Genomic DNA, 20212 nt, shown 5'->3' on the forward strand with positions numbered 1-20212 from the left:
GGACGGGAATGGATCCTTCGGCCGCGGCATCGCTCAACACCGGCTATGTCCTCAAGGAGGGCGAAACCTTCGTCGTAGCCAACCGCCAGGGCGATATCGAGGGCGGCGCCGACGGCCATTTCCACAACGACACGCGGATGCTGTCGCGGTTCCGGCTGAGCCTTGGCGACACCAGTCCGGTGCTGCTGAGCTCCTACGTCACGCGCGATAACGTCTTCTTCGTCGCCCACATGACCAACCGGCTGCTGCCGCCGCTCGGCGGCACGTCGACCGGCGAAGGCCTGGTCTATATCAAGCGCGTGCGATTCCTGCACGAGGACCGCATGTACGAACGGTTCAAGCTGCTCAACTACGGCAGCGAACCCGCCCATGTCCCCCTGTGCTTCGAGGTCGCCGCCGATTTCGCCGACATGTTCGAGGTGCGCGGAAGCACGCGCCAGCGCCGCGGCGAACTTCTGCCGGTGGAGGTGCTCGAGCATGGCCAGGTCTTCCGCTATCGCGGCCTGGACGAGCAGCTGCGAACATCATGCGTGACCTTCTCCGACCTGCCCGACCACGTGGGTGACTCGGAGGCGAACTTTGTCGTCACGCTCGCGCCCGGCGCGCGACGCGTCATGTTCGTCGAGGTCGGCAGCGAGCAGGCGCCGGCAGACCGCAGCCGTTTCCGCGCCGCAGCCGCACAGGCACGCAAGCGCATGCGCCTGCGCAACCGGCGCAGCGCCCGGATCCACAGCGAAGGCCCGCTGTTCAATGACTGGATGGAGCGGTCGCGCGCCGACCTGACCATGCTGACCAGCGAGCTCGACACCGGCCCCTATCCGTACGCAGGAATTCCCTGGTTCTCCACGCCCTTCGGCCGCGACGCGGTGATCACCGCGCTGCAGACGCTGTGGCTGGATCCGCAACTGGCATGTGGTGTGCTGACGTTCCTGGCGCGTCACCAGGCGCAGGAAGAGTCATCGTTCATGGATTCCTCGCCCGGAAAGATCATGCACGAGACGCGCAAGGGCGAGATGTCGGCGCTGGGCGAGCTGCCGTTCGGGCGCTACTACGGCGGCGTCGACACAACGCCCTTGTTCGTCGGCCTGGCCGGTGCCTATCTGCAACGCACCGGTGACCTCGCCCTCATCGAATCCATCTGGCCGGCGCTGGAAGCGGCCACGGCATGGATCGAGCGCGTGTGCGATGCCAACCCGGCCGGCTTCCTGGACTATGCACGCGGCGAGACCAGTGGGCTGTCCAACCAGGGCTGGAAGGACAGTTCCGACTCGGTGTTCCATGCCGATGGACGTTCGCCGCAAGGGCCGATCGCCCTGGTCGAAGTACAGGGGTACGCATTCGCTGCGCTGCGCGCGATGGCCGCCATGGCGCGACTGCGCGGCGCCGACGCCAAGGCCGAGGCCTGGGCACAACGCGCCGAGCGACTGCAGGCGGAAGTCGAGCGACGTTTCTGGATGGCCGACAGCAACTTCTACGGCATCGCCATCGACGGCGCCGGTGAGCTGTGCGCGGTGCGCGCCAGCAATGCCGGACACCTGCTCTATAGCGGCCTGCCAACCGGCGAGCGCGCGGCCGCGGTGACGACACAGTTGCTCGACGCTCCGTTCTTCAGTGGCTGGGGCATCCGTACGCTGGCCCAGGACCAGGTTCACTACAACCCGATGTCGTATCACAATGGTTCGGTCTGGCCGCACGATTCGGCCATCTGCGCCGCCGGCATCGCCGCCTGCGGCCCGCGCTCGGGCGCGGTGCGCCTGCTGCGCGGCGCATTCGAGGCAGCGGTGCACTTCAACATGCGCCTGCCGGAACTGTTCTGCGGTTTCCCGCGCTCGCACGGAAGCGCCCCGGTCGCTTATCCGGTCGCGTGCCTGCCGCAGGCCTGGGCCGCCGGCTCGGCGTTCATGCTGGTGCAGGCATGCCTGGGAATCGCGATCGACGGGGCGCGCTCGGAGATCCTGCTCGACCGCCCGCAGCTGCCGATCGGCATCGACGAGATCGTGGTGCGCCGCGTGCCGATCGCGGACACCCACGTCCACCTCGTCCTCAAGCGCATGAACGAGCGCGTGGGCGTCTTCGTCGAAGGCCCAGGCACGGACAGCGTGTCCGTGCGGATCACGGGATGACCAGCCGGCGCGGTCGCATGCACCGCGTGCCCGCGCTAAACTGCGGCCCATGCCCCTGCGTGCCTTCCTGCTCCGTGCGCTGCTCTGCCTCAGCCTGGTCCTCAACGGATCGGGCTATGCAGTCGCGTCCACGCAGATGCAGCTGATGCACGTGGCTGCCACGCAAGCCGCGCTGGCCATGGCGCATGAACCCTGCCAGGAGCAGCTCCACGAGCGCAGCGCCGCGCCGTCCATGCACGTGATGGCGGACATGGCATCGTCCGCCGCCTGCGATGACGGCCACGGCAGCCAGTCGGCACCCGACTGCTGCAAGTCCTCGCAATGCGCGTGTGATTGCCTGCAGTACGCGACAGCCACGCTCGCCGATGTGCAGGCCCTGCCCGCCCTGATCGAGCGCGCTGCGCCGCTCCTATCACCGAGCACCGGCCACGTCGCACCGGCGCTGGCGAACCCGATACGACCTCCGATTGGTTGAGTGCGCGGCACCCGTTGGTGCCGACGTTCCATGGCGTTGATGCTGCCGGTGTGACCCTGTCCTGCGGGGATCGCGCCGCGTTCGACGCTTCGCTTTCGCACTCGATTGCTCTACACGGAGTTTTCCCTGATGCCCTTTGATCCCTCTGCCCCGGATTCGGCGGCGAGCCAGTCCCGCCGCCGCTTCGTCACCGGCCTGTCGGTCGGCGGCGTTGCCGCCGGCCTGGGCCTGTGGCGCCTGCCCGCGATGGCCAACCCGGGCGTCGCCACTGCGCCGCAGGTGCTGACCGGCACGCAGTTCGACCTCTCCATCGGCGCCGCGCCGGTCAACTTCACCGGCCATGTCCGGCCCGCCGTCACCGTCAACGGCTCTTTGCCCGCGCCGATCCTGCGCTGGCGCGAAGGCGACACGGTGACGCTGCGCGTGGCCAACCGCCTCGACGTCGCCAGCTCCGTGCATTGGCACGGCATCCTGCTGCCGGCCAACATGGACGGCGTGCCAGGCCTGAGCTTCGACGGGATCCATCCCGGCGAAACGTTCGTCTACAGGTTCGACATCCGGCAGTCGGGCACCTACTGGTATCACAGCCACTCGCTGTTCCAGGAACAGGCCGGGCTGTACGGCGCGATCGTCATCGACCCGCGCGAACCGGCGCCCTACCGGCACGACCGCGAGCACGTCATCCTGCTGTCCGACTGGACCGACAAGGACCCTGCCGCGCTGTTCCGGCGCCTGAAGAAGATGTCGGAGTACGACAACCACTACAAGCGCACGGTCGGCGATTTCTTCCGCGATGCCGATCGCGACGGCCTGTCGGCCACGCTGCGCGACCGCGGTGAATGGGGCCGGATGCGGATGACGCCGACCGACCTGTCGGACGTCAACGCCAACACCTACACCTACCTGCTCAACGGCCAGGCACCGGGCGGCAACTGGACCGGGCTGTTCCGCAGCGGCGAGAAGGTGCTGCTGCGCTTCATCAACGGCTCGGCGATGAGCTACTTCGATGTGCGCATCCCGGGACTGAAGATGACGGTGGTGGCCGCCGACGGCCAGTACATCCATCCGGTGACCGTCGACGAGTTCCGCATCGCGGTGGCCGAAACGTTCGACGTCATCGTCGAACCGGGCGGCCAGGATGCGTACGCGATCTTCGCCCAGGACATGGGTCGCACCGGCTATGCACGCGGCACGCTGGCGGTGCGCCAGGGACTGGAAGCACCGCTGCCGGCGCTGGACCCGCGCCCGATCCTGACCATGTCCGACATGGGCCATGGCGGTCATGGCATGGGCATGGAAGGCGGGTGTGGCGCCAACATGGGCGCGGGCATGAAAGGGATGGAAGGTGGCTGCGGCGCAAACATGGGCCACGACATGCCCGGCATGGACCACTCCGCCGGCGGCATGCAGTCGCACCCGGCCAGCGAAACCGGCAACCCGCTGGTCGACATGCAGACCATGTCGCCGCTGCCCAAGCTCGACGATCCCGGCATCGGCCTTCGCGACAACGGTCGCACCGTGCTCACCTACGCCGCGATGAAGAGCCTGTTCGACGATCCCGACGGCCGCGACCCCAGTCGCACGCTCGAGCTGCACCTGACCGGTCACATGGAAAAATTCGCCTGGTCGTTCAATGGGCAGAAGTTCATGGATGCCGAGCCGCTCAGGCTCAACTACGGCGAGCGCATGCGGATCGTGCTGGTCAACGACACCATGATGACCCACCCGATCCACCTGCACGGTCTGTGGAGCGACCTGGAGGACGAGCACGGCAACTTCCACCTGCGCAAGCACACCATCGACATGCCTCCGGGCACGAAGCGCAGCTACCGCGTTCGCGCCGACGCGCTCGGCCGCTGGGCGTACCACTGCCACCTGCTCTACCACATGGAAGCGGGAATGATGCGCGAAGTGCGGGTGGAGGAATGAGCATGTTGAATTCCTTGCCCTGCTCCATGCTCGCTGCCGCTCTCGCGCTTGCCTTGGCAACGCCGGCCTTGGCACAGGACCACGCGCATCATGCGCAGCCGGAGCCAAAAGTTGAAGATCAGCACGCGGGTCACGACGCATCCGAATCGACACAGGAGCCTGTGCACGATCACGCAGCGATGGGTCACGATTCATCCGATCAGGGCGCCGTTCCTGTCGAACCCGTCCCGACAGTAACCGACGCCGATCGCAACGCTGCGTTCCCCAATCTGGCCCACTCGATGGAGCACGGCGCCGGGATCAACCATTACGTGTTGATCGACCGCCTCGAAGCGGTCGACCTCGACCACGGCAGTGGTGAAGCCTGGGAGCTGCAGGGCTGGGCCGGTGGCGATATCGACCGACTCTGGTTCCGCAGCGAAGGCGAGCGCGCACGCGGCCACACCGAGTCGGCCGACGTCGAGCTGCTGTACGGGCACAGCGTGTCGCCGTGGTGGGATCTCGTCGCGGGCGTGAAGCACGACTTCAAGCCGGGCGATTCGCAGACCTGGGCCGCCCTTGGCGTGCAGGGAATGTCGCCGTACAAGTTCGAGATCGAGGCCACCGCGTACCTGGGCGAAGGCGGACGCAGTGCCGCCACCTTCGAAGCCGAGTACGACGTGCTGCTGACCAATCGCCTGATCCTGCAACCGTTGCTGGAAGTCGAGCTGTACGGCAAGGACGACCCTCGACGTGGCATCGGCTCGGGACTGAGCACGGTCGAGGCCGGGCTGCGTCTGCGCTACGAGGTCACGCGACAGTTCGCGCCCTACATCGGCGTGAGCCATGAACGCGCCTTCGGCGACACCGCGGACTATCGGCGCGACGAGGAAGAGGACAGCCGCGACACACGATTTGTCGCGGGCCTGAGGTTCTGGTTCTGAGTGGGCGTGGTCGGTCCGTCAGCGACGACGGGCCGACCACCACTTCACCAGTGACGGCGGCACTGCATGACGCGCCTGCTTGTCCAACGGCACCAGGACCTGCGCGACCGCCAGTGCCACCAGCGCTCCGACCATCTGCGCTGCGATGAAGCCGAGGATGTCGTCCGGTCGGATGCCTGCGAATGTGCGGGTCAGCGACCGCGCCAGGGTGACGGCGGGATTTGCGAACGACGTGCTCGCGGTGAACCAGTAGGCCGCGAAGATGTAACAGGCGACCAGCGACGGCACCGCACCGGGCCGATGCCGAACGCCGAGCAGGATCGTCAGCAGCAGGCCGAAGGTGGCAACCGCCTCACTGAGCCACTGCGAGGCACCGCTGCGCACATGATCACCGGGCTGGATCAATTCCAGCCCGAACATCGCATGCGCCAGCACCACGCCGACGATCGCCGCGACCAGTTGCACCGAGATGTAGGCCACTGCGACATCACCGCGTAGCTCGCCGCGGGCGCGCATCGCCAGCGTGACCACCGGATTGAAGTGCGCGCCGGAGATCGGGCCGAGCAACACGATCAGGACGTACAGCGCTGCGCCCGTAGCGGCGGCATTGGCCAGCAGAGCGATGCCATCGTTGCCCGCCGACAGGGCAACGCCCATGATCCCCGAGCCCACCACCGTCGCCAGCAGCAACGCGGTGCCGATGAATTCGGAGGTCAGCCTCTGCAGCAGCGTTGGTTGCATCACAACTGCGCCAGAAGGTTCTTCACCCGCGACGAGATCTCGTCGCGCACGGCGCGGTAGCCGTCATCGTCCATGTGCTTGGGATCAGGCAGGGCCCAGTCCTCGCGGCGTTTGGCAGGCACCCAGGGGCAGTCGTCACCGCAACCCATGGTGATGACGGCATCGAACTCGCCTTCAACCTCGTCCAGCGACTTGGAGGCGTGCCCGCCCAGGTCGTAGCCAAGCTCGGACATGAAGCGGATCGCCTTCGGGTTGATCTGCCCCGATGGCCGCGAGCCCGCGCTCAATGCTTCGACGCTGTCACCGCCATGGATGTGGGCGAAGGCCTCGGCCATCTGGCTGCGGTTGGAATTTTCCACGCACACGAACAACACGCGTTTCATGGTCGCACTCATCGAGGCTGGAGATCCTTGCTCATGCACGTCGCCGACGCCGGGCAGATCGAGCGGAATTCGGCACTGCCCTGCACTGCCTGCGGCGCGGCGTCGCGTGCAATGGGCGCGTATCCACGGGCTGCGAAGAACGGTTCGGCGGTCTGGGTGAGCAGCACCAGTTGGCGCATGCCGGTGGCACGCGCGTGTGACTCCAGAGCTTCGACCAGCATCCCGCCGGTGCCTTTGCCACGCCCGCCCTCGTCAACCGCGAGCGAGCGCAGCAACCCGACCCGTCCGAACGACTGCAGGCCGATCACACCGAACGTGTCGCCGCCCTCCCCGGCAATCAGGAAGTCGACCTGTGCGGCATCCAGGTCTTCAACCGGTAGCCCGCTGTCGACCAGCAAAGTGCGGATGCGCGCTGCATCCGATTTCCCGCCCATGCGCAGGTCCATATCCCGGCCCGCTCAGCAGCAACTGGACTTGGGCGCGCAGCACGCGGCCGTGCTCGCACGCGCTGCGGGCGCTGCCTGGGCCGTGCGTGGACTGCAGCTGGCGTCCTCGGAACTGCAGGATGCTTCCGCGGCGTAGTAGCTGGTGGCTTCGCCGAGTGTGTGGAAGGTTTCCCAGCGCGTGCCCTGCGGGTCGTGCGTCCACATCTTGTCGGAGTTGGCATAGCAGCAGATGGCGCCCGGCTCGGGGACGACTTCGCCGCCGGCGGCGTCCAGGCGCCGGCCGAGTTCGGACAGTTCATCTGCGCGCTCCACCTGGATGCCGAGATGGTCGACGCCGGGGGCTCGGCCGGTGTTGGAGATGGCGAAGTTGACGCGTGGATCGTCCAGCATCCATTTGGCGTAGTCGCCCTTGACCACGGATGGCGGCGCTGCGAAAAGCTCGGTGTAGAAGCGGATGCTCGTGGCCAGGTCGGCGACGTTCAGATGCACGTGGAAGCGGTTCATTGCGAAGCTCCTGTCTTGCGGGGGGCGCATGCGACGGCGGGTTCGCACTGGGCGACGCCGGCACAGCAGTTTTCGGTGAGGTAGGCCAGCAGGTCGTTCATCTGCAGGTAGTTGGCGCGAATCCGGATCACCCTTCCCTCGCGCTGGTCGTGCACCAGGGCGGCGGCACGCAGCACGTTCAGATGGGCCGTGAGCGTTGCCGGCGCCAGGCCGAGGCGCTCGCGCAGTTCGCCGACGGACATGCCATCGGGACCGGCCTGTACCAGCTGACGGAAAGCGGCGAGGCGCGACTCGTGGCCGAGGGCGTTGAGGGCGGCTAGAGCGGATGTCATTTCCATAGTTCGCGAATTTACGAATTATCTGGCCCGTGTCAAGCGTTAGCCAGAGCGGCCGTTTGACCTTCCCATCATGGGAACCCTCAAGCTTGCTCCATCTGATTGATCTGGAAGGAGTCCTGTATGAGCCATGCCCTCCCTGCCGTCGCCGAAACACGCGACTGGCGTTTCAGCGTCGCCGGCATGACCTGCGCCTCATGCGCGGGCCGTATCGAGAAGGCGCTGCGCGCGGTACCCGGCGTGCTCGATGCCAGCGTCAACCTGGCAACGGAACGCGCCCAGGTGCACGCGATCGACGGCGTCACGCCTCACCAGCTCGAATCGGCCGTGAGCGCGGCGGGCTACAACGCGAAGCAACTCGACACGTCGCCAACCACTGACATGGTCGCGAACAGGGGCGCCAAGCGCGAGCCAGTGCTCCCCGAAACAAGCCACCTGCTGCTTGCGATAGCGTTGTCGTTGCCACTGGTCCTGCCGATGATCGGGATGATCGCTGGCCAGCACTGGATGCTGCCGGGCTGGGTGCAATTCGCCCTGGCAACGCCGGTGCAGTTCTGGCTCGGTGCGCGCTTCTACAAGGCCGGATGGCACGCGCTCAGGGCAGGCACAGGCAACATGGACCTGCTGGTGGCACTCGGCACCAGCGCCGGCTACGGACTGAGTGTCTTTCATCTGCTCAGCCAGAGCGCCCACCACGGCCCTGCACCGCTCTACTTCGAAGCCTCGGCCGTGGTGATCACCCTGGTGCTGCTGGGCAAGTGGCTGGAATCGCGCGCCAAGCGCCAGACCACCGAAGCAATCCGCGCACTGCAGGCTTTGCGCCCGACCACCGCGCGCGTGCGCCGCGCCAGCGGCGATACCGATGTCCGCATCGACGACGTGCGGATCGCAGACCTGGTGATCGTTCGCCCGGGTGAACGCTTCCCTGTCGATGGCGTGATCGCCGAAGGCCGCACGCATGCCGACGAATCCATGGTCACCGGCGAATCACTGCCCGTCGCCAAGGCCGAGGGTGACCGCGTCACCGGCGGCGCGGTCAACGGCGAAGGCGCGGTGGTCGTGGAGGCCACCGCGGTCGGCGCCGAAAGCGTACTTGCGCGAATCATCCGCCTGGTCGAAGACGCGCAGGCCGGCAAGGCCCCGATCCAGCGAACGGTCGATCGTGTCAGCACGGTGTTCGTGCCGGTCGTCATGGCCATTGCACTGGCCACGCTGTTCGGCTGGGGATCGTTCTCGGGTGACTGGAACCAGGCCATCCTCAATGCCGTTGCCGTCCTCGTCATCGCCTGCCCGTGCGCGCTGGGCCTGGCAACGCCAACGGCGATCATGGCCGGCACCGGCGTCGCGGCCCGCGCGGGCATTCTCATCAAGGACGCACAGGCACTGGAAAGCGCGCATCGCATCACCACGGTGGCGTTCGACAAGACCGGCACGCTGACGCAAGGCAGGCCCGCCCTCACCGATACCGTGGCAGTCGACGGCGACGTGCCTGCATTGCTTGCCCTCGCCGCGGCGCTGCAGGAAGGCAGCGAGCACCCGCTGGCCAAGGCCGTGATCGAGGCGGCGCGCGGCCTGCCACGCAGGCCGGTCGCCATTGGCGTGCATGCGGTGCCGGGCCGTGGTCTTCGCGGGACCGTCGACGGCCGCCCGTTGCTGATCGGCAGCAGCGCCATGATGGAGGACGCCGGCATCGACATCGCACCCTTGCGCGACCAGGCCCGGGCACTGGCCATGTCCGGCCACACCGTGTCCTGGCTTGGCGATGCTGCCAGCTCACGCCTGCGCGGCCTGCTGGCGTTCCGCGACCAGGCCCGGCCAGGCGCGCGCGAAGCGGTCGAGCGGCTGCATCGCATCGGCGTGCGCACCGTGATGATCTCGGGCGACAACGAGGGCGCGGCGAATGCGATAGCCACGCAGATCGGCATCGACGAAGTGCGCGCCAACGTCGCCCCGGCCGACAAGGCCGCCGCTATCGCATCGCTGCGCGAGCACGGCGTGGTGGCGATGGTCGGCGACGGAATCAACGATGCACCGGCGCTGGCAGCGGCCGATGTCGGCATCGCCATGGGCAGCGGCACCGACGTGGCCATGCATGCCGCGGCCATTACCCTGATGCGCTCCGAGCCCGGCCTGGTCGCCGACGCCATCGGCATCTCCCGCCGCACGACCCGCAAGATCCACCAGAATCTGTTCTGGGCCTTCGTCTACAACGTGGTCGGCATCCCGTTGGCCGCACTGGGCCTGCTCGATCCGATCGCGGCCGGCGCAGCGATGGCGCTGTCGTCGCTCAGCGTGGTGTTCAATACCCTCCTGCTGCGACGCTGGCGTCCGCAGCAGTGAACTGCACGTTCCGAGGATCCGTCATGCCCAAGCTCCCGCGCCTCCCACGCCCCGAACTCGCCGATGCCCGCCAGCAAGGCCTGCACAACATCGGCGAAACGGCGCAACTGAGCGGCGTCAGCGCCAAGATGATCCGGCACTACGAGAGCATCGGCCTGATCCCCCGGGCCGGTCGCACGTTCGCCGGCTACCGCATCTACAGCGACGCCGACGTGCATCGCCTGGGTTTCATCCACCGCTCGCGCCGGCTGGGCTTCTCGATGAAGCAGATCGAGGTCCTGCTTGGCCTATGGGACGACCGCAGCCGCGCCAGCGCCGAAGTGAAGAAGCTGGCCCAGGCACATGTCGACGAGCTGACGGCGAGGATCAACGAGATGCAGGCCATGCAGCGCACGCTGCAGGACCTCGCGCGCCGTTGCCATGGCGACGACCGGCCCGATTGCCCAATCCTCGACGACCTGGCGCACGCAGGTGCGCCGCCGGGGATTGGGCAACCGGATTGACCGTCAGCGTGCCGCCGCGGCGCGTTCGATCATCTTCGCGACGGCCGCGGCGTGGGACACCATCACCACGTGCGACGCACCGGCAACGACTTCGGTCTGCTTCGATCCGGCGCGCTTGGCCATGAATCCCAGCGATTGCGGCGGGATGTTCTTGTCCTTGTCGCCATAGATGAACCACGAAGGGATGCTGTTCCAGGCCGGCGGGCCAGCCTTCTCGTTGAGCGCGGCCTCGGTGATCGGGCGTTGCGTCGCCGCCATCAGCGCGGCGTCCGCCGCCGGCACGTCGGCCGCAAACTGCGCATGGAACTTGTCCTGCTGGATGTAGAGATCGGCGCCACCACCAGTCAACTTCACCGGCGGAGCCAGCGTCGGACCGAGGGTGCTTCCGGGGAACTTGCCCGACAGCCCCGCCGCCGTCTCCCCGGCTTCGGGCGCGAACGCGGCGACGTACACCAGCGCCTGGACGTTGCCGTGCCCACGCGCGGCCGCGGAGATGACGCTGCCCCCGTAGGAATGCCCGACCAGGATCACCGGCGTGGTCACGCTTGCCACGACGTCAGACACGTACTGGCCGTCGCTGGCGACACCGCGCAGCGGATTGGCAACCGCGACGACCGGATAGCCATCCTTCTTCAGTATCTCGATGACGCGATTCCAGCTTGATGCATCGGCGAAGGCGCCGTGCACCAGGACGACGGTGGGCTTCGTCGCCTGGGCTGCTGCGTTGGCGGCGACGAGGCTGCCGGTGGCCAAGGCCAGCGCGACCAGTAGGGTCTTCATTCCGGAACTCCCAGGGCTGAACTGCAGGTGGGGGAAAAGCAGCGCCATGACCGCACCGATGAGTGAGGCCTGGAATCGATCAACCGCGATGGATTCAAACACGCCGCCGCGCTGCCTGGAACCTGCGCCGATGGCAACGCAATGGTTCCTGCTACGCACGACCTGCCACTGCCGATCAACGCTGCTTCGCGGCAGTGATCAGTTCGGCAATGGCATCGCGCAGTGCCTCGACGGGACCGTCGAAGCGCACCGAATTGAGGAAGAACGATGGCGTTCCGTTCACACCACTGCGCACGCCGCCATTGAAATCGTTGCGCATCTTTTCGTCGAAGGCGTCGGCCTGGATGGCGTCGCGAAGCTCGACCGGATCCAGTCCAAGCCGGCTCACAAGTTCCACATACAACGGCGCACCGAGGCTCTCCTGGTTCTCGTAGAGCGCATCGTGCGCTTCCCAGAAGTGCCCCCTGCTGCCGGCAAACTCCGCCGTAGCCGCCGCGCTGGCAGCGTTGGGATGCAGCTGGGTGATCGGGAAGTTGCGGAACACGAAGCGCAGGTCCTTCGGAAATTCCGCCTGGAGTTCTTTCAACTGGGGATAGGCATCGCCGCAATAGGGGCACTGATAGTCCCCGTACTCGACCAGAGTCACTGCCGCATCTTCATTGCCCTGGACGTGGTCGTCCGGACCTACCGGAATCTTGAGGTTCGCCATGGCAGTTACCCTGCCTTTCCAGATGATGGCGCCTGGAGCTTGTCCAGCGCATCGAGGATGCCGTCGGCACCGGGATTGACCGCCGTGGGCGACAAGTAACTCCAGGCGATCGCGCCTTCCTTGTCGATGACGAACAACGCTCGCCGGCTCATGCCGTGCTGGGCATCGTAGGCGCCGTAGCTTCGCGCCACTTCCCCCTTCGGCTCGAAGTCCGCCAGCAGGTTGAAGCGAAGGTGGCGGTCCTGGGCGAAGGCCTGATGGCACCAGACGCTGTCGACGGAGATCCCCAGCAACGTCGCACCCGCGTCCTTGAACGCCGGAAGCACCTCGTTGTAGAGCGCCATCTGGTCGCCGCAGACCGGGCTCCAGTCGGCCGGGTAGAAGGCCAGGATCACGGGGCGCCCACGCAACTCGCTCAGCGACAGCGTCTGGTCCGGCGTCGCGCTGAGAGTGAAATCCGGCGCCATCGTGCCCGCAGGCAGGATGGTCTCGGGCATCGGGCTCGGACGGGTGTCGGCAGATGGCATGGCAACTTCCTGCGTATCCGCGTACCCGCGGCATTGCTGCCGAATATGCCCCGGCCGGTGTTAAAGGCTTGCGCATGCCGGCACCCGCTGACGGTGACGACCCTGCGTTTACGGCACGTCGGCCAATGTGGCAGGCGGCGTGCCAGCGCCTGGTTCACAAACTCGTGGAGTGGACATGAACAACCTGCCGATCCGTGCCCACGGCTGGGTGCTCGCGGCGCTCGCCGCGGCGTCCTGCCTCCTTGTCTTGCCCGCTGCGAAGGCGCAGACAAGCGCACCTGCCAAGGCAACCAACGTCGTGCTCGTGCACGGCGCATGGGCCGACGGTTCCAGTTGGGCCGAAGTGATCCCGCGACTGCAGGCCGCGGGCCTGAAAGTCACCGCCGTGCAGAACCCGCTCAGTTCGCTCGAGGATTCGGTCGCAGCCACTCGCCGGGCGCTGGCCTTGCAGGACGGCCCCACGGTGCTGGCCGCCCATTCGTGGGGCGGCACGGTGATCAGCGAAGTCGGCACCGACCCGAAGGTCAGCGCACTGGTGTACGTCGCCGCGCGCGCACCGGATGCCGCCGAGGACTTCGTCGCGCTGTCGGCAAAGTTTCCCACCGGCGCCGTGCGCGCGGGCATCCAGACCAACGATGGCTACACGCTGCTCGCGGAGGATGCCTTCCTGAAGTTCTTCGCCAATGGCGTCGAGCCGACGAAGGCGAAGACGCTGTACGCGGTGCAGGGTTCGACGGCATCGTCGTTGTTCGCCGGACGCACCACCCAGGCAGCCTGGAAAAGCAAACCATCCTTCTACGCCGTGTCGCGGCTCGACCAGACGATCAATCCCGACCTGGAGCGATTCCTCGCCAAGCGGATGAACGCAACGACCATCGAACTCGATGCCGGCCACCTGTCGCTGGTATCGCATCCGCGCGAAGTCGCGGAGCTGATCCTGCGAGCGGCAGGCAAAGCGAAGTAGTCGCGCGCGATCGCAGTCGGGCATCCGCGCACGACACGAACGGCAAAAACAATCAGGGCCGCCTCTCGGCAGCCCTGATTGCTTGTCCAACTGGCGTCCCCACGGGGATTCGAACCCCGGTCGCTACCGTGAAAGGGTAATGTCCTAGGCCTCTAGACGATGGGGACAAAACTTGGTTGTAAAACTCTTTGGCACACATCCCGTCGAAGAGGTCGAAGAGATGGTGGAGCCAGGCGGGATCGAACCGCCGACCTCCTGCATGCCATGCAGGCGCTCTCCCAGCTGAGCTATGGCCCCACGTGTGCTGGAAAGACGAAAATTCTAGCGGGCGTTCAGCGATGTCGTCAAGCGTTCGCTGCCAGATTTTTTTCGTCGTGTCCGCCAGCGGCTGTGCCGGCGTCAACGGGGCGCAATGTTGCCACACCATGTCCCCGCTCCGCTAGATACTCGATCCACTTTCCGAGAAACGTGTTCATCTGCGTGCGGTGGTCGAGCACTTCGGCCGGCGGCGGGTACATCCCGATCGCGTCCTGCCAGCGTCGCCCGACGTAGCAATGGGTGACCTCGAGCTGGCGGGCATCGTGGTAAAGGCGCAGAAACGCCGAGGGATCAGGCTCCCCGGTGACCGGATCGCGCATGGCGTAGGTCATGCGCAGCTCGGTGGTGTAGCGGTGCTGCTCGATCACGTCCAGCTGCAGGTCCAGGTGATCGCCGGCACTGGAACGGTAGGTGCCGACCAGCAATCCCGCTGGCGGGAACATCCGCGTGAACCTCTCGTGGTTTTCCGCGTACAGGCCCATCAGCCAGCCGAAGCGGCTGAGGCGGGGAATGCGTGCGCTGCGTGTGGCCAGGGACGTCATCATGCGCCCGATCCTACACGCGACGGCGCCCGCGCGGCAGCGTTGACGCACTGCCCTGGTAGGCCTACGGTAAGCATTCCTCGCGTCGCTTTTTCGAGGCGGATTTCGAGGGTATTCCCGGGCCGCCTTTCAGGCCTGCCCCACCGGGCTCCAAGCGCCGCAACGGCGCTTCAGAACATCTCGCGGTGGATTCCCAGCGTCGTCAGCACCTTGCTCGAGATCTCCTCGATCGAGGTATGGGTCGTGCTCAGCGTCGGAATCCTCTCTGCGCGGAACATCATTTCCGCTGCGGAAACCTCGCGTTTGCAGGTTTCCAGCTGCGAATATCGCGAGTTCGGACGGCGCTCCTGGCGGATCTGCTGCAGGCGCATCGGGTCGATCGTCAGCCCGAACAGCTTGTTGCGGTATGGCCGCAGGCGCGGCGGCAGGCGGTCGTGCTCGAGGTCTTCCTCGGTCAGCGGGTAGTTGGCGGCGCGGATGCCGTAGTGCAGCGCCAGGTACACGCAGGTCGGCGTCTTTCCCGCCCGCGACACCGCCACCAGGATCAGGTCGGCATCTGCGTAATCGACCGCTTGGCCGTCGTCATGGGTCAGGGCGAAGTTCATCGCGTTGATGCGGCGGTGATAGGTGTCGAAATCGAACATGCCGTGGGCGCGGCCGACGTAGCGCTGCCGGGTCTGCTCGAGCTCTCGCTCCAGCGGTTCGATGAAGGGCGCGAATACGTCCAGCATCAGCGCACCGCTCTCGGCCAGGGCCAGGCTGACATCGGCATCCATGCACGAATTGATCACGACCGGGCGTACGCCGTGGGCCTCGGCCGCGGCGCGGATCTTCTCCGCCACTTCCCGGGCCCGGTCGATGCTGTCGACGAAGGGGATGCGGTCGGTCACGAACCGGGTCTCGGTGAACTGGGTGAGCAGGCTGTGGCCGATGGTTTCGGCGGTGATGCCCGTTCCGTCTGACACGTAGAACACCGGTCGCACGCCTGCCATGGTCCACTCCGTCTGAATTGGCCGTTCACAATATGAAAAACCCCGTCGAATCAAGCTTGTATGGATCCGACGCAGAGGCGATCATATCCGGATCACTGCGCAGGCATGCGCCCCGCCCCCTGCGCAGGCATGCGCCCGCCCCTCTGGAGACCGCCCGCTTGAACGAGAACATCCTCTGGCTGCACGCGCTGCGCCTTACCGATCTGGCACGTGTCGGCGGCAAGAATTCCTCGCTCGGCGAGATGATCGGCAACCTTGCGGGCCTGGGCGTTTCAGTTCCGGGCGGCTACGCGACCACGGCGGAAGCCTTCAAGGACTTCATCGCGCACAACAACCTCCACCAGCGCATCTTCGACAAGCTCGCCACGCTCGACGTCGAGGACGTGCCGGCGTTGACCGCGGCCGGTGGCGAGATCCGCAAGTGGGTGATCGATGCGCCGCTGCAGCCGCAGCTCGAGGCCGACATCCGCACCGCCTACAAGCAGCTGTGCGACGAGAACGGTGGCGGTGAAGTCGCCGTGGCGGTGCGCTCCTCGGCGACCGCCGAAGACCTGCCCGATGCCTCGTTCGCCGGCCAGCAGGAAACCTTCCTCAACGTCACCGGTGCCGACGACGTCGTGCACAAGGTCAAGGAAGTCTTCGCCAGCCTCTACAACGACCGCGCCATCGCCTACCGCGTGCACCACGGCTTCAAGCACGAGGACGTGTTCCTCTCGGCCGGCGTGCAGCTGATGGTTCGCTCCAACGTCGGTTCCTCCGGCGTGCTGTTCACGCTCGACACCGAGTCGGGTTTCCGCGACGTGGTGTTCATCACCTCCAGCTACGGCCTGGGCGAGATGGTCGTGCAGGGCGCGGTCAACCCGGACGAGTTCTACGTCTACAAGCCGACGCTGCTGCAGGGCAAGAAGGCGATCCTGCGCCGCGGCATCGGCGCCAAGCAGCAGCGCATGGTCTATTCCGACACCCCCGGTGAGCGCGTGCGCATCGAGGAGACCCCGGCCGACCTGCGCAACAGTTTCTCGATCAGCGACGAGGACGTGCAGGAACTGGCCAAGCAGTCGCTCGTCATCGAGAAGCACTACGGCCGCCCGATGGACATCGAGTGGGCGAAGGACGGCGTCAGCGGCAAGCTGTTCATCGTCCAGGCCCGTCCGGAGACCGTGAAGTCGCGCGGCAAGGCCACACAGATCGAGCGCTACCAGCTCACCAGGCGCGGCGAAGTGGTCTGCGAAGGTCGCGCGATCGGCCAGAAGGTCGGCACCGGCGTGGCCCGCGTGGTCCGCTCGCTGGCCGACATGGCCCGCGTGCAGCCCGGCGACGTGCTGGTGGCCGACATGACCGACCCCGACTGGGAGCCGGTGATGAAGCGTTCGGCGGCGATCGTCACCAACCGTGGCGGCCGCACCTGCCACGCCGCGATCATCGCCCGCGAGCTGGGCGTGCCCGCCGTGGTCGGTACCGGCAACGCGCTTGACACGATCAAGGACGGCCAGGAAGTCACGATCAGCTGCGCCGAAGGCGACACCGGCTTCATCTACGACGGCGCCCTGCCCTTCGAGCGCCACACCGCCGACCTGGACAAGATGCCCGAGGCACCGCTCAAGGTGATGATGAACGTCGCCAACCCCGAGCGCGCGTTCGACTTCGCCATGCTGCCCAATGCCGGTGTCGGCCTGGCGCGCCTGGAGATGATCATCGCCAGCCACATCGGCATCCATCCCAAGGCCCTGCTCGAGTACAGCCAGCAGGACGCCGCGACGAAGAAGCAGATCGACGCCAAGATCGCCGGGTACGGCGGCGACCCGGTCGCGTTCTACGTCGACCGCCTGGCCGAAGGCATCGCCACGATCACGGCCGCGTTCGCGCCCAATCCGGTGATCGTGCGCCTGTCGGACTTCAAGTCCAACGAATACGCCAACCTCATCGGCGGCAGCCGCTACGAGCCGCACGAAGAGAACCCGATGATCGGCTTCCGCGGCGCCAGCCGTTACGTCGACCCGAGCTTCACCGACGCCTTCGCGCTGGAATGCCAGGCAGTGCTGAAGGTGCGCGAGGAAATGGGCCTGACCAACTGCTGGGTCATGATCCCGTTCGTGCGCACGCTCGATGAGGGCCGCAAGGTCGTCGAAGTGCTCAAGGCCAACGGCCTCGAGCAGGGCAAGGACGGCCTGAAGATCATCATGATGTGCGAGGTTCCGTCGAACGCCCTGCTCGCCGATGAGTTCCTCGAGATCTTCGACGGCTTCTCGATCGGCTCCAACGACCTGACCCAGCTCACCCTGGGCCTGGACCGCGACTCGGGCATCGTCGCCAAACTTTTTGACGAGCGCGATCCGGCGGTGAAGAAGCTGCTGGCCATGGCCATCTCGACCGCGCGCGCCAAGGGCAAGTACGTCGGCATCTGCGGCCAGGGCCCGAGCGATCACCCGGACCTGGCCGAGTGGCTGATGGACCAGGGCATCGAGTCTGTCTCGCTCAACCCCGACACCGTCGTCGACACCTGGCTGCGCCTGGCGAAGGCCAAGGCCAAGTCGAAAGCGGCATGATCTTCAGCAACCAATGACGAACCGCTAACGCCGGTGCAGTCAGACTTGCGCTGTACCTGACGCCCCGCTGATGCGGGGCGTCGCATTTTGAAGGAGGCTGAACCTTGACGCTCGAACAACTGGCCAACCAACTGCAACGCGCCGACGACTGGACCGACGTCGCCGTTGAATGGGGCGTGCGCCTGGGCGCTGCGCTGCTGGCGCTCTACATCGGCATCCAGGTCGCCAAGTGGCTCGCACGCGCCGTCTCGCGCGCACTGACGCGCGCCCACGTCGAACCGACGGCACAGCAGTTCCTGAGCCGCGTCACCTACGTGCTGATCCTGATGGTGTTCGTGCTGGCGATCCTGCAGATCTGCCTGAAGGTCTCGCCGGCATCGCTGTTCGCCGTGCTCGGCGCGGCCGGCCTGGCCATCGGCCTGGCCATGAAGGACTCGCTGTCCAACGTCGCCTCTGGCGTGATGCTGGTGACGCTCAAGCCGTTCCGCGTCGGCGACATCGTCGACATCGGCGGCAAGAGCGGCAAGGTCGAATCGGTCAGCATCTTCCAGACCAAGCTGCGTGGCGCCGACAACCAGACCATCGTGCTGCCCAACAGCCTGATCACGACCGCACCGATCATCAACCTCACGCCCGACACGGTCCGCCGCATCGAGCTGATCGTCGGCATCGGCTACAACGACAGCATCGAGGCGGCACGCGCGGCGGTGCTTTCAATCATGCATGCCGACAAGCGCATCCACGCAGAACCCGCGCCGGATGTGGTGGTCTACGAGCTGGCCGACAGCGCGGTGAAGCTGGGCATCCGCTGCCATGTCAGCAATGCCGATCATTTCAGCACCAAGTGCGATCTCAACGAGCGCATCAAGGCCGCCTTCGACCGCGACGGCATCAGCATCCCCTACCCGCAGCGCGACGTGCGCATGTACCACCATGTGGCACAGGACCAGGGTGTGAAGGTGGTGGTGACCCCGACGCCGGCGAAGCCGGAGTAGTCGCCGGCGGGCCTACAGCCCGCCCAGCTTCCCCATCGACGCCCGGTAGTGGCGCAGCTCGGCGATGGAGTCATGCACGTCGCTGAGCGCGGTATGCCGCGCGTCCTTGGCGACGCCGGCCAGCACCTCGGGCGCCCAGCGCCGGGCCAGTTCCTTGACCGTGCTGACGTCGAGATTACGGTAGTGGAAGTAGCGCTCCAGTCGCGGCATCAGGCGATGCAGGAATCGGCGGTCCTGGCAGATCGAGTTGCCACACATGGGCGAACGGCCGGCCGGCACCCAGTGCGCGAGGAAAGCCAGCGTGCTCGCTTCGGCCTCGGCCAGGGTGACATTGCTTTCGACCACGCGCTTCCACAAGCCGGACTTGCCGTGCTGGTTGCGGTTCCATTCGTCCATCGCTTCCAGGCGCGACACCGGATGCACGATCGCCAGCTCCGGCCCTTCGGCCAGGATGTTGAGCTGTTTGTCGGTCACCAGCGTGGCGATCTCGAGGATCGAATCGTTGTCGGTATCCAGGCCGGTCATTTCCAGATCGATCCAGATCAGATGCTCGTCGTTGGTCGCTGCCATGGGCTCGCACTGAAGGGATGTCGGTAGCATCATACAGCCAGCCCGCACCCGCGCCTCTCGCAACGCAGTCACGGAATCCGCATGCCCTCACCCGTCGCGATCGATCCGTCACACTACGCCGTCGTTTCGGCGATGATCACGCCCGCGTTCTTCCTGACCGCCGCCAGCTCGCTGCTGATCTCGTCCAACAACCGCCTGGCACGCGTGGTCGATCGCATGCGCAGCGAGATCGAGGTGTTGCGCGCCACGGATCAGGGTCCGGCCCGGGTTGCACTGGAGGCGCGCATCGCCACCCATCGCCGTCGCTCCTACCTGGTGCTGGCATCGGTACGCATGCTCTACGCCGCCATCAGCGCCTTCGTCGGCACCAGCCTGGGCATCGCCGTGGATGCGTTCCTGGGCTACCGGCTCGACATGCTGCCGACGGTCCTGGCCATGATCGGCGTGCTGCTGATGTTCGCCGCTTCGCTGTGCCTGGGCCGCGAGGCCAAGCTCGGCCTGCACATGCTCGACCTGGAACTCAACGAGCAGCTGGCCAAGGACAGGATCGACCTGCGCAACGACTGA

At 66.4% G+C, this 20212-nt stretch carries 21 protein-coding genes and 2 tRNA genes; 10 read left to right on the plus strand and 13 right to left on the minus strand.

What is annotated here, in order from left to right:
• The first annotated feature begins 8 nt into the window (after positions 1 to 8).
• From AC3A3Q_RS07020 to AC3A3Q_RS07035, 4 genes are all read left to right on the plus strand, one after another.
• Positions 9 to 2123, plus strand: coding sequence for an amylo-alpha-1,6-glucosidase (locus AC3A3Q_RS07020; RefSeq protein WP_487585577.1), 2115 nt, complete (start codon positions 9 to 11; stop codon positions 2121 to 2123).
• Between the two features lie 49 nt (positions 2124 to 2172).
• Positions 2173 to 2598 (plus strand): CopL family metal-binding regulatory protein, encoded by a 426-nt coding sequence (locus tag AC3A3Q_RS07025; RefSeq protein ID WP_487585578.1) that lies wholly within the window; start codon positions 2173 to 2175, stop codon positions 2596 to 2598.
• A gap of 129 nt (positions 2599 to 2727) precedes the next feature.
• Positions 2728 to 4527, plus strand: a complete 1800-nt coding sequence (locus AC3A3Q_RS07030) for a copper resistance system multicopper oxidase (protein WP_487585579.1) — start codon at positions 2728 to 2730, stop codon at positions 4525 to 4527.
• Between the two features lie 281 nt (positions 4528 to 4808).
• Complete coding sequence (locus AC3A3Q_RS07035; protein ID WP_487585580.1) at positions 4809 to 5450, plus strand: copper resistance protein B; 642 nt, start codon at positions 4809 to 4811, stop codon at positions 5448 to 5450.
• Between the two features lie 18 nt (positions 5451 to 5468).
• Here AC3A3Q_RS07035 and AC3A3Q_RS07040 read toward each other — a convergent pair whose 3' ends face one another.
• The 5 genes from AC3A3Q_RS07040 to AC3A3Q_RS07060 are packed head-to-tail and all read right to left on the minus strand — an operon-like array spanning position 5469 to position 7856.
• Positions 5469 to 6191, minus strand: a complete 723-nt coding sequence (locus AC3A3Q_RS07040) for an aquaporin (RefSeq protein WP_487585581.1) — start codon at positions 6189 to 6191, stop codon at positions 5469 to 5471.
• The gene (locus tag AC3A3Q_RS07045) at positions 6191 to 6574 is read right to left on the minus strand and encodes an arsenate reductase ArsC (RefSeq protein ID WP_487585582.1); all 384 of its coding nucleotides are present in this window, start codon (positions 6572 to 6574) and stop codon (positions 6191 to 6193) included. The genes AC3A3Q_RS07040 and AC3A3Q_RS07045 overlap by 1 nt, the downstream gene beginning before the upstream one ends.
• 8 nt (positions 6575 to 6582) lie before the next feature.
• A complete protein-coding gene (gene arsN2 / locus AC3A3Q_RS07050; RefSeq protein WP_487585583.1) occupies positions 6583 to 7020 on the minus strand; it encodes an arsenic resistance N-acetyltransferase ArsN2 in 438 nt (145 codons plus the stop codon).
• A 12-nt stretch (positions 7021 to 7032) separates the two neighbouring features.
• Positions 7033 to 7524 (minus strand): ArsI/CadI family heavy metal resistance metalloenzyme, encoded by a 492-nt coding sequence (locus tag AC3A3Q_RS07055; protein ID WP_487585584.1) that lies wholly within the window; start codon positions 7522 to 7524, stop codon positions 7033 to 7035.
• Positions 7521 to 7856, minus strand: a complete 336-nt coding sequence (locus tag AC3A3Q_RS07060; RefSeq protein WP_487585585.1) for an ArsR/SmtB family transcription factor — start codon at positions 7854 to 7856, stop codon at positions 7521 to 7523. The genes AC3A3Q_RS07055 and AC3A3Q_RS07060 overlap by 4 nt, the downstream gene beginning before the upstream one ends.
• Positions 7857 to 7982: 126 nt before the next feature.
• Here AC3A3Q_RS07060 and AC3A3Q_RS07065 point away from each other — a divergent pair, with 126 nt between their 5' ends.
• On the plus strand, positions 7983 to 10199 hold the full coding sequence (locus AC3A3Q_RS07065; protein WP_487585586.1) for a heavy metal translocating P-type ATPase: 2217 nt from the start codon (positions 7983 to 7985) through the stop codon (positions 10197 to 10199).
• A gap of 23 nt (positions 10200 to 10222) precedes the next feature.
• On the plus strand, positions 10223 to 10702 hold the full coding sequence (gene cueR, locus AC3A3Q_RS07070; protein ID WP_487585587.1) for a Cu(I)-responsive transcriptional regulator: 480 nt from the start codon (positions 10223 to 10225) through the stop codon (positions 10700 to 10702).
• 3 nt (positions 10703 to 10705) lie between these two features.
• Here cueR and AC3A3Q_RS07075 read toward each other — a convergent pair whose 3' ends face one another.
• The 3 genes from AC3A3Q_RS07075 to AC3A3Q_RS07085 all read right to left on the minus strand — a co-directional run bounded on the left by AC3A3Q_RS07075 (position 10706) and on the right by AC3A3Q_RS07085 (position 12718).
• Complete coding sequence (locus AC3A3Q_RS07075; protein ID WP_487585588.1) at positions 10706 to 11482, minus strand: alpha/beta fold hydrolase; 777 nt, start codon at positions 11480 to 11482, stop codon at positions 10706 to 10708.
• A gap of 175 nt (positions 11483 to 11657) precedes the next feature.
• On the minus strand, positions 11658 to 12191 hold the full coding sequence (locus AC3A3Q_RS07080) for a DsbA family protein (protein ID WP_487585589.1): 534 nt from the start codon (positions 12189 to 12191) through the stop codon (positions 11658 to 11660).
• 5 nt (positions 12192 to 12196) lie between these two features.
• The gene (locus tag AC3A3Q_RS07085; protein WP_487585590.1) at positions 12197 to 12718 is read right to left on the minus strand and encodes a redoxin domain-containing protein; all 522 of its coding nucleotides are present in this window, start codon (positions 12716 to 12718) and stop codon (positions 12197 to 12199) included.
• Between the two features lie 175 nt (positions 12719 to 12893).
• Between AC3A3Q_RS07085 and AC3A3Q_RS07090 the strand changes: the two genes are divergently transcribed.
• Positions 12894 to 13682, plus strand: coding sequence for an alpha/beta fold hydrolase (locus AC3A3Q_RS07090; RefSeq protein ID WP_487585591.1), 789 nt, complete (start codon positions 12894 to 12896; stop codon positions 13680 to 13682).
• A 91-nt stretch (positions 13683 to 13773) separates the two neighbouring features.
• Here AC3A3Q_RS07090 and AC3A3Q_RS07095 read toward each other — a convergent pair.
• The 4 genes from AC3A3Q_RS07095 to ppsR form a co-directional block, all read right to left on the minus strand.
• Positions 13774 to 13849, minus strand: a tRNA-Glu gene (locus tag AC3A3Q_RS07095).
• Positions 13850 to 13903: 54 nt separating this feature from the next.
• Positions 13904 to 13979: transfer RNA gene (locus AC3A3Q_RS07100), tRNA-Ala, on the minus strand.
• Between the two features lie 47 nt (positions 13980 to 14026).
• On the minus strand, positions 14027 to 14542 hold the full coding sequence (locus AC3A3Q_RS07105; RefSeq protein WP_487585967.1) for a DUF1249 domain-containing protein: 516 nt from the start codon (positions 14540 to 14542) through the stop codon (positions 14027 to 14029).
• A gap of 170 nt (positions 14543 to 14712) precedes the next feature.
• Positions 14713 to 15534 carry a posphoenolpyruvate synthetase regulatory kinase/phosphorylase PpsR gene (ppsR, locus tag AC3A3Q_RS07110; protein ID WP_487585592.1) on the minus strand — a complete coding sequence of 274 codons (822 nt, stop codon included), beginning with the start codon at positions 15532 to 15534 and terminating at the stop codon, positions 14713 to 14715.
• 158 nt (positions 15535 to 15692) lie between these two features.
• Between ppsR and ppsA the strand changes: the two genes are divergently transcribed.
• A complete protein-coding gene (gene ppsA / locus AC3A3Q_RS07115; protein ID WP_487585593.1) occupies positions 15693 to 18080 on the plus strand; it encodes a phosphoenolpyruvate synthase in 2388 nt (795 codons plus the stop codon).
• 104 nt (positions 18081 to 18184) lie between these two features.
• Complete coding sequence (locus AC3A3Q_RS07120) at positions 18185 to 19075, plus strand: mechanosensitive ion channel family protein (RefSeq protein ID WP_487585594.1); 891 nt, start codon at positions 18185 to 18187, stop codon at positions 19073 to 19075.
• Positions 19076 to 19087: 12 nt separating this feature from the next.
• Here AC3A3Q_RS07120 and orn read toward each other — a convergent pair whose 3' ends face one another.
• Positions 19088 to 19645 (minus strand): oligoribonuclease, encoded by a 558-nt coding sequence (gene orn / locus AC3A3Q_RS07125; protein ID WP_487585595.1) that lies wholly within the window; start codon positions 19643 to 19645, stop codon positions 19088 to 19090.
• Between the two features lie 81 nt (positions 19646 to 19726).
• Here orn and AC3A3Q_RS07130 point away from each other — a divergent pair, with 81 nt between their 5' ends.
• The gene (locus AC3A3Q_RS07130; protein WP_487585596.1) at positions 19727 to 20212 is read left to right on the plus strand and encodes a DUF2721 domain-containing protein; all 486 of its coding nucleotides are present in this window, start codon (positions 19727 to 19729) and stop codon (positions 20210 to 20212) included.

The sequence above is a fragment of the Lysobacter sp. Soil_C_59 genome, from assembly GCF_057656415.1.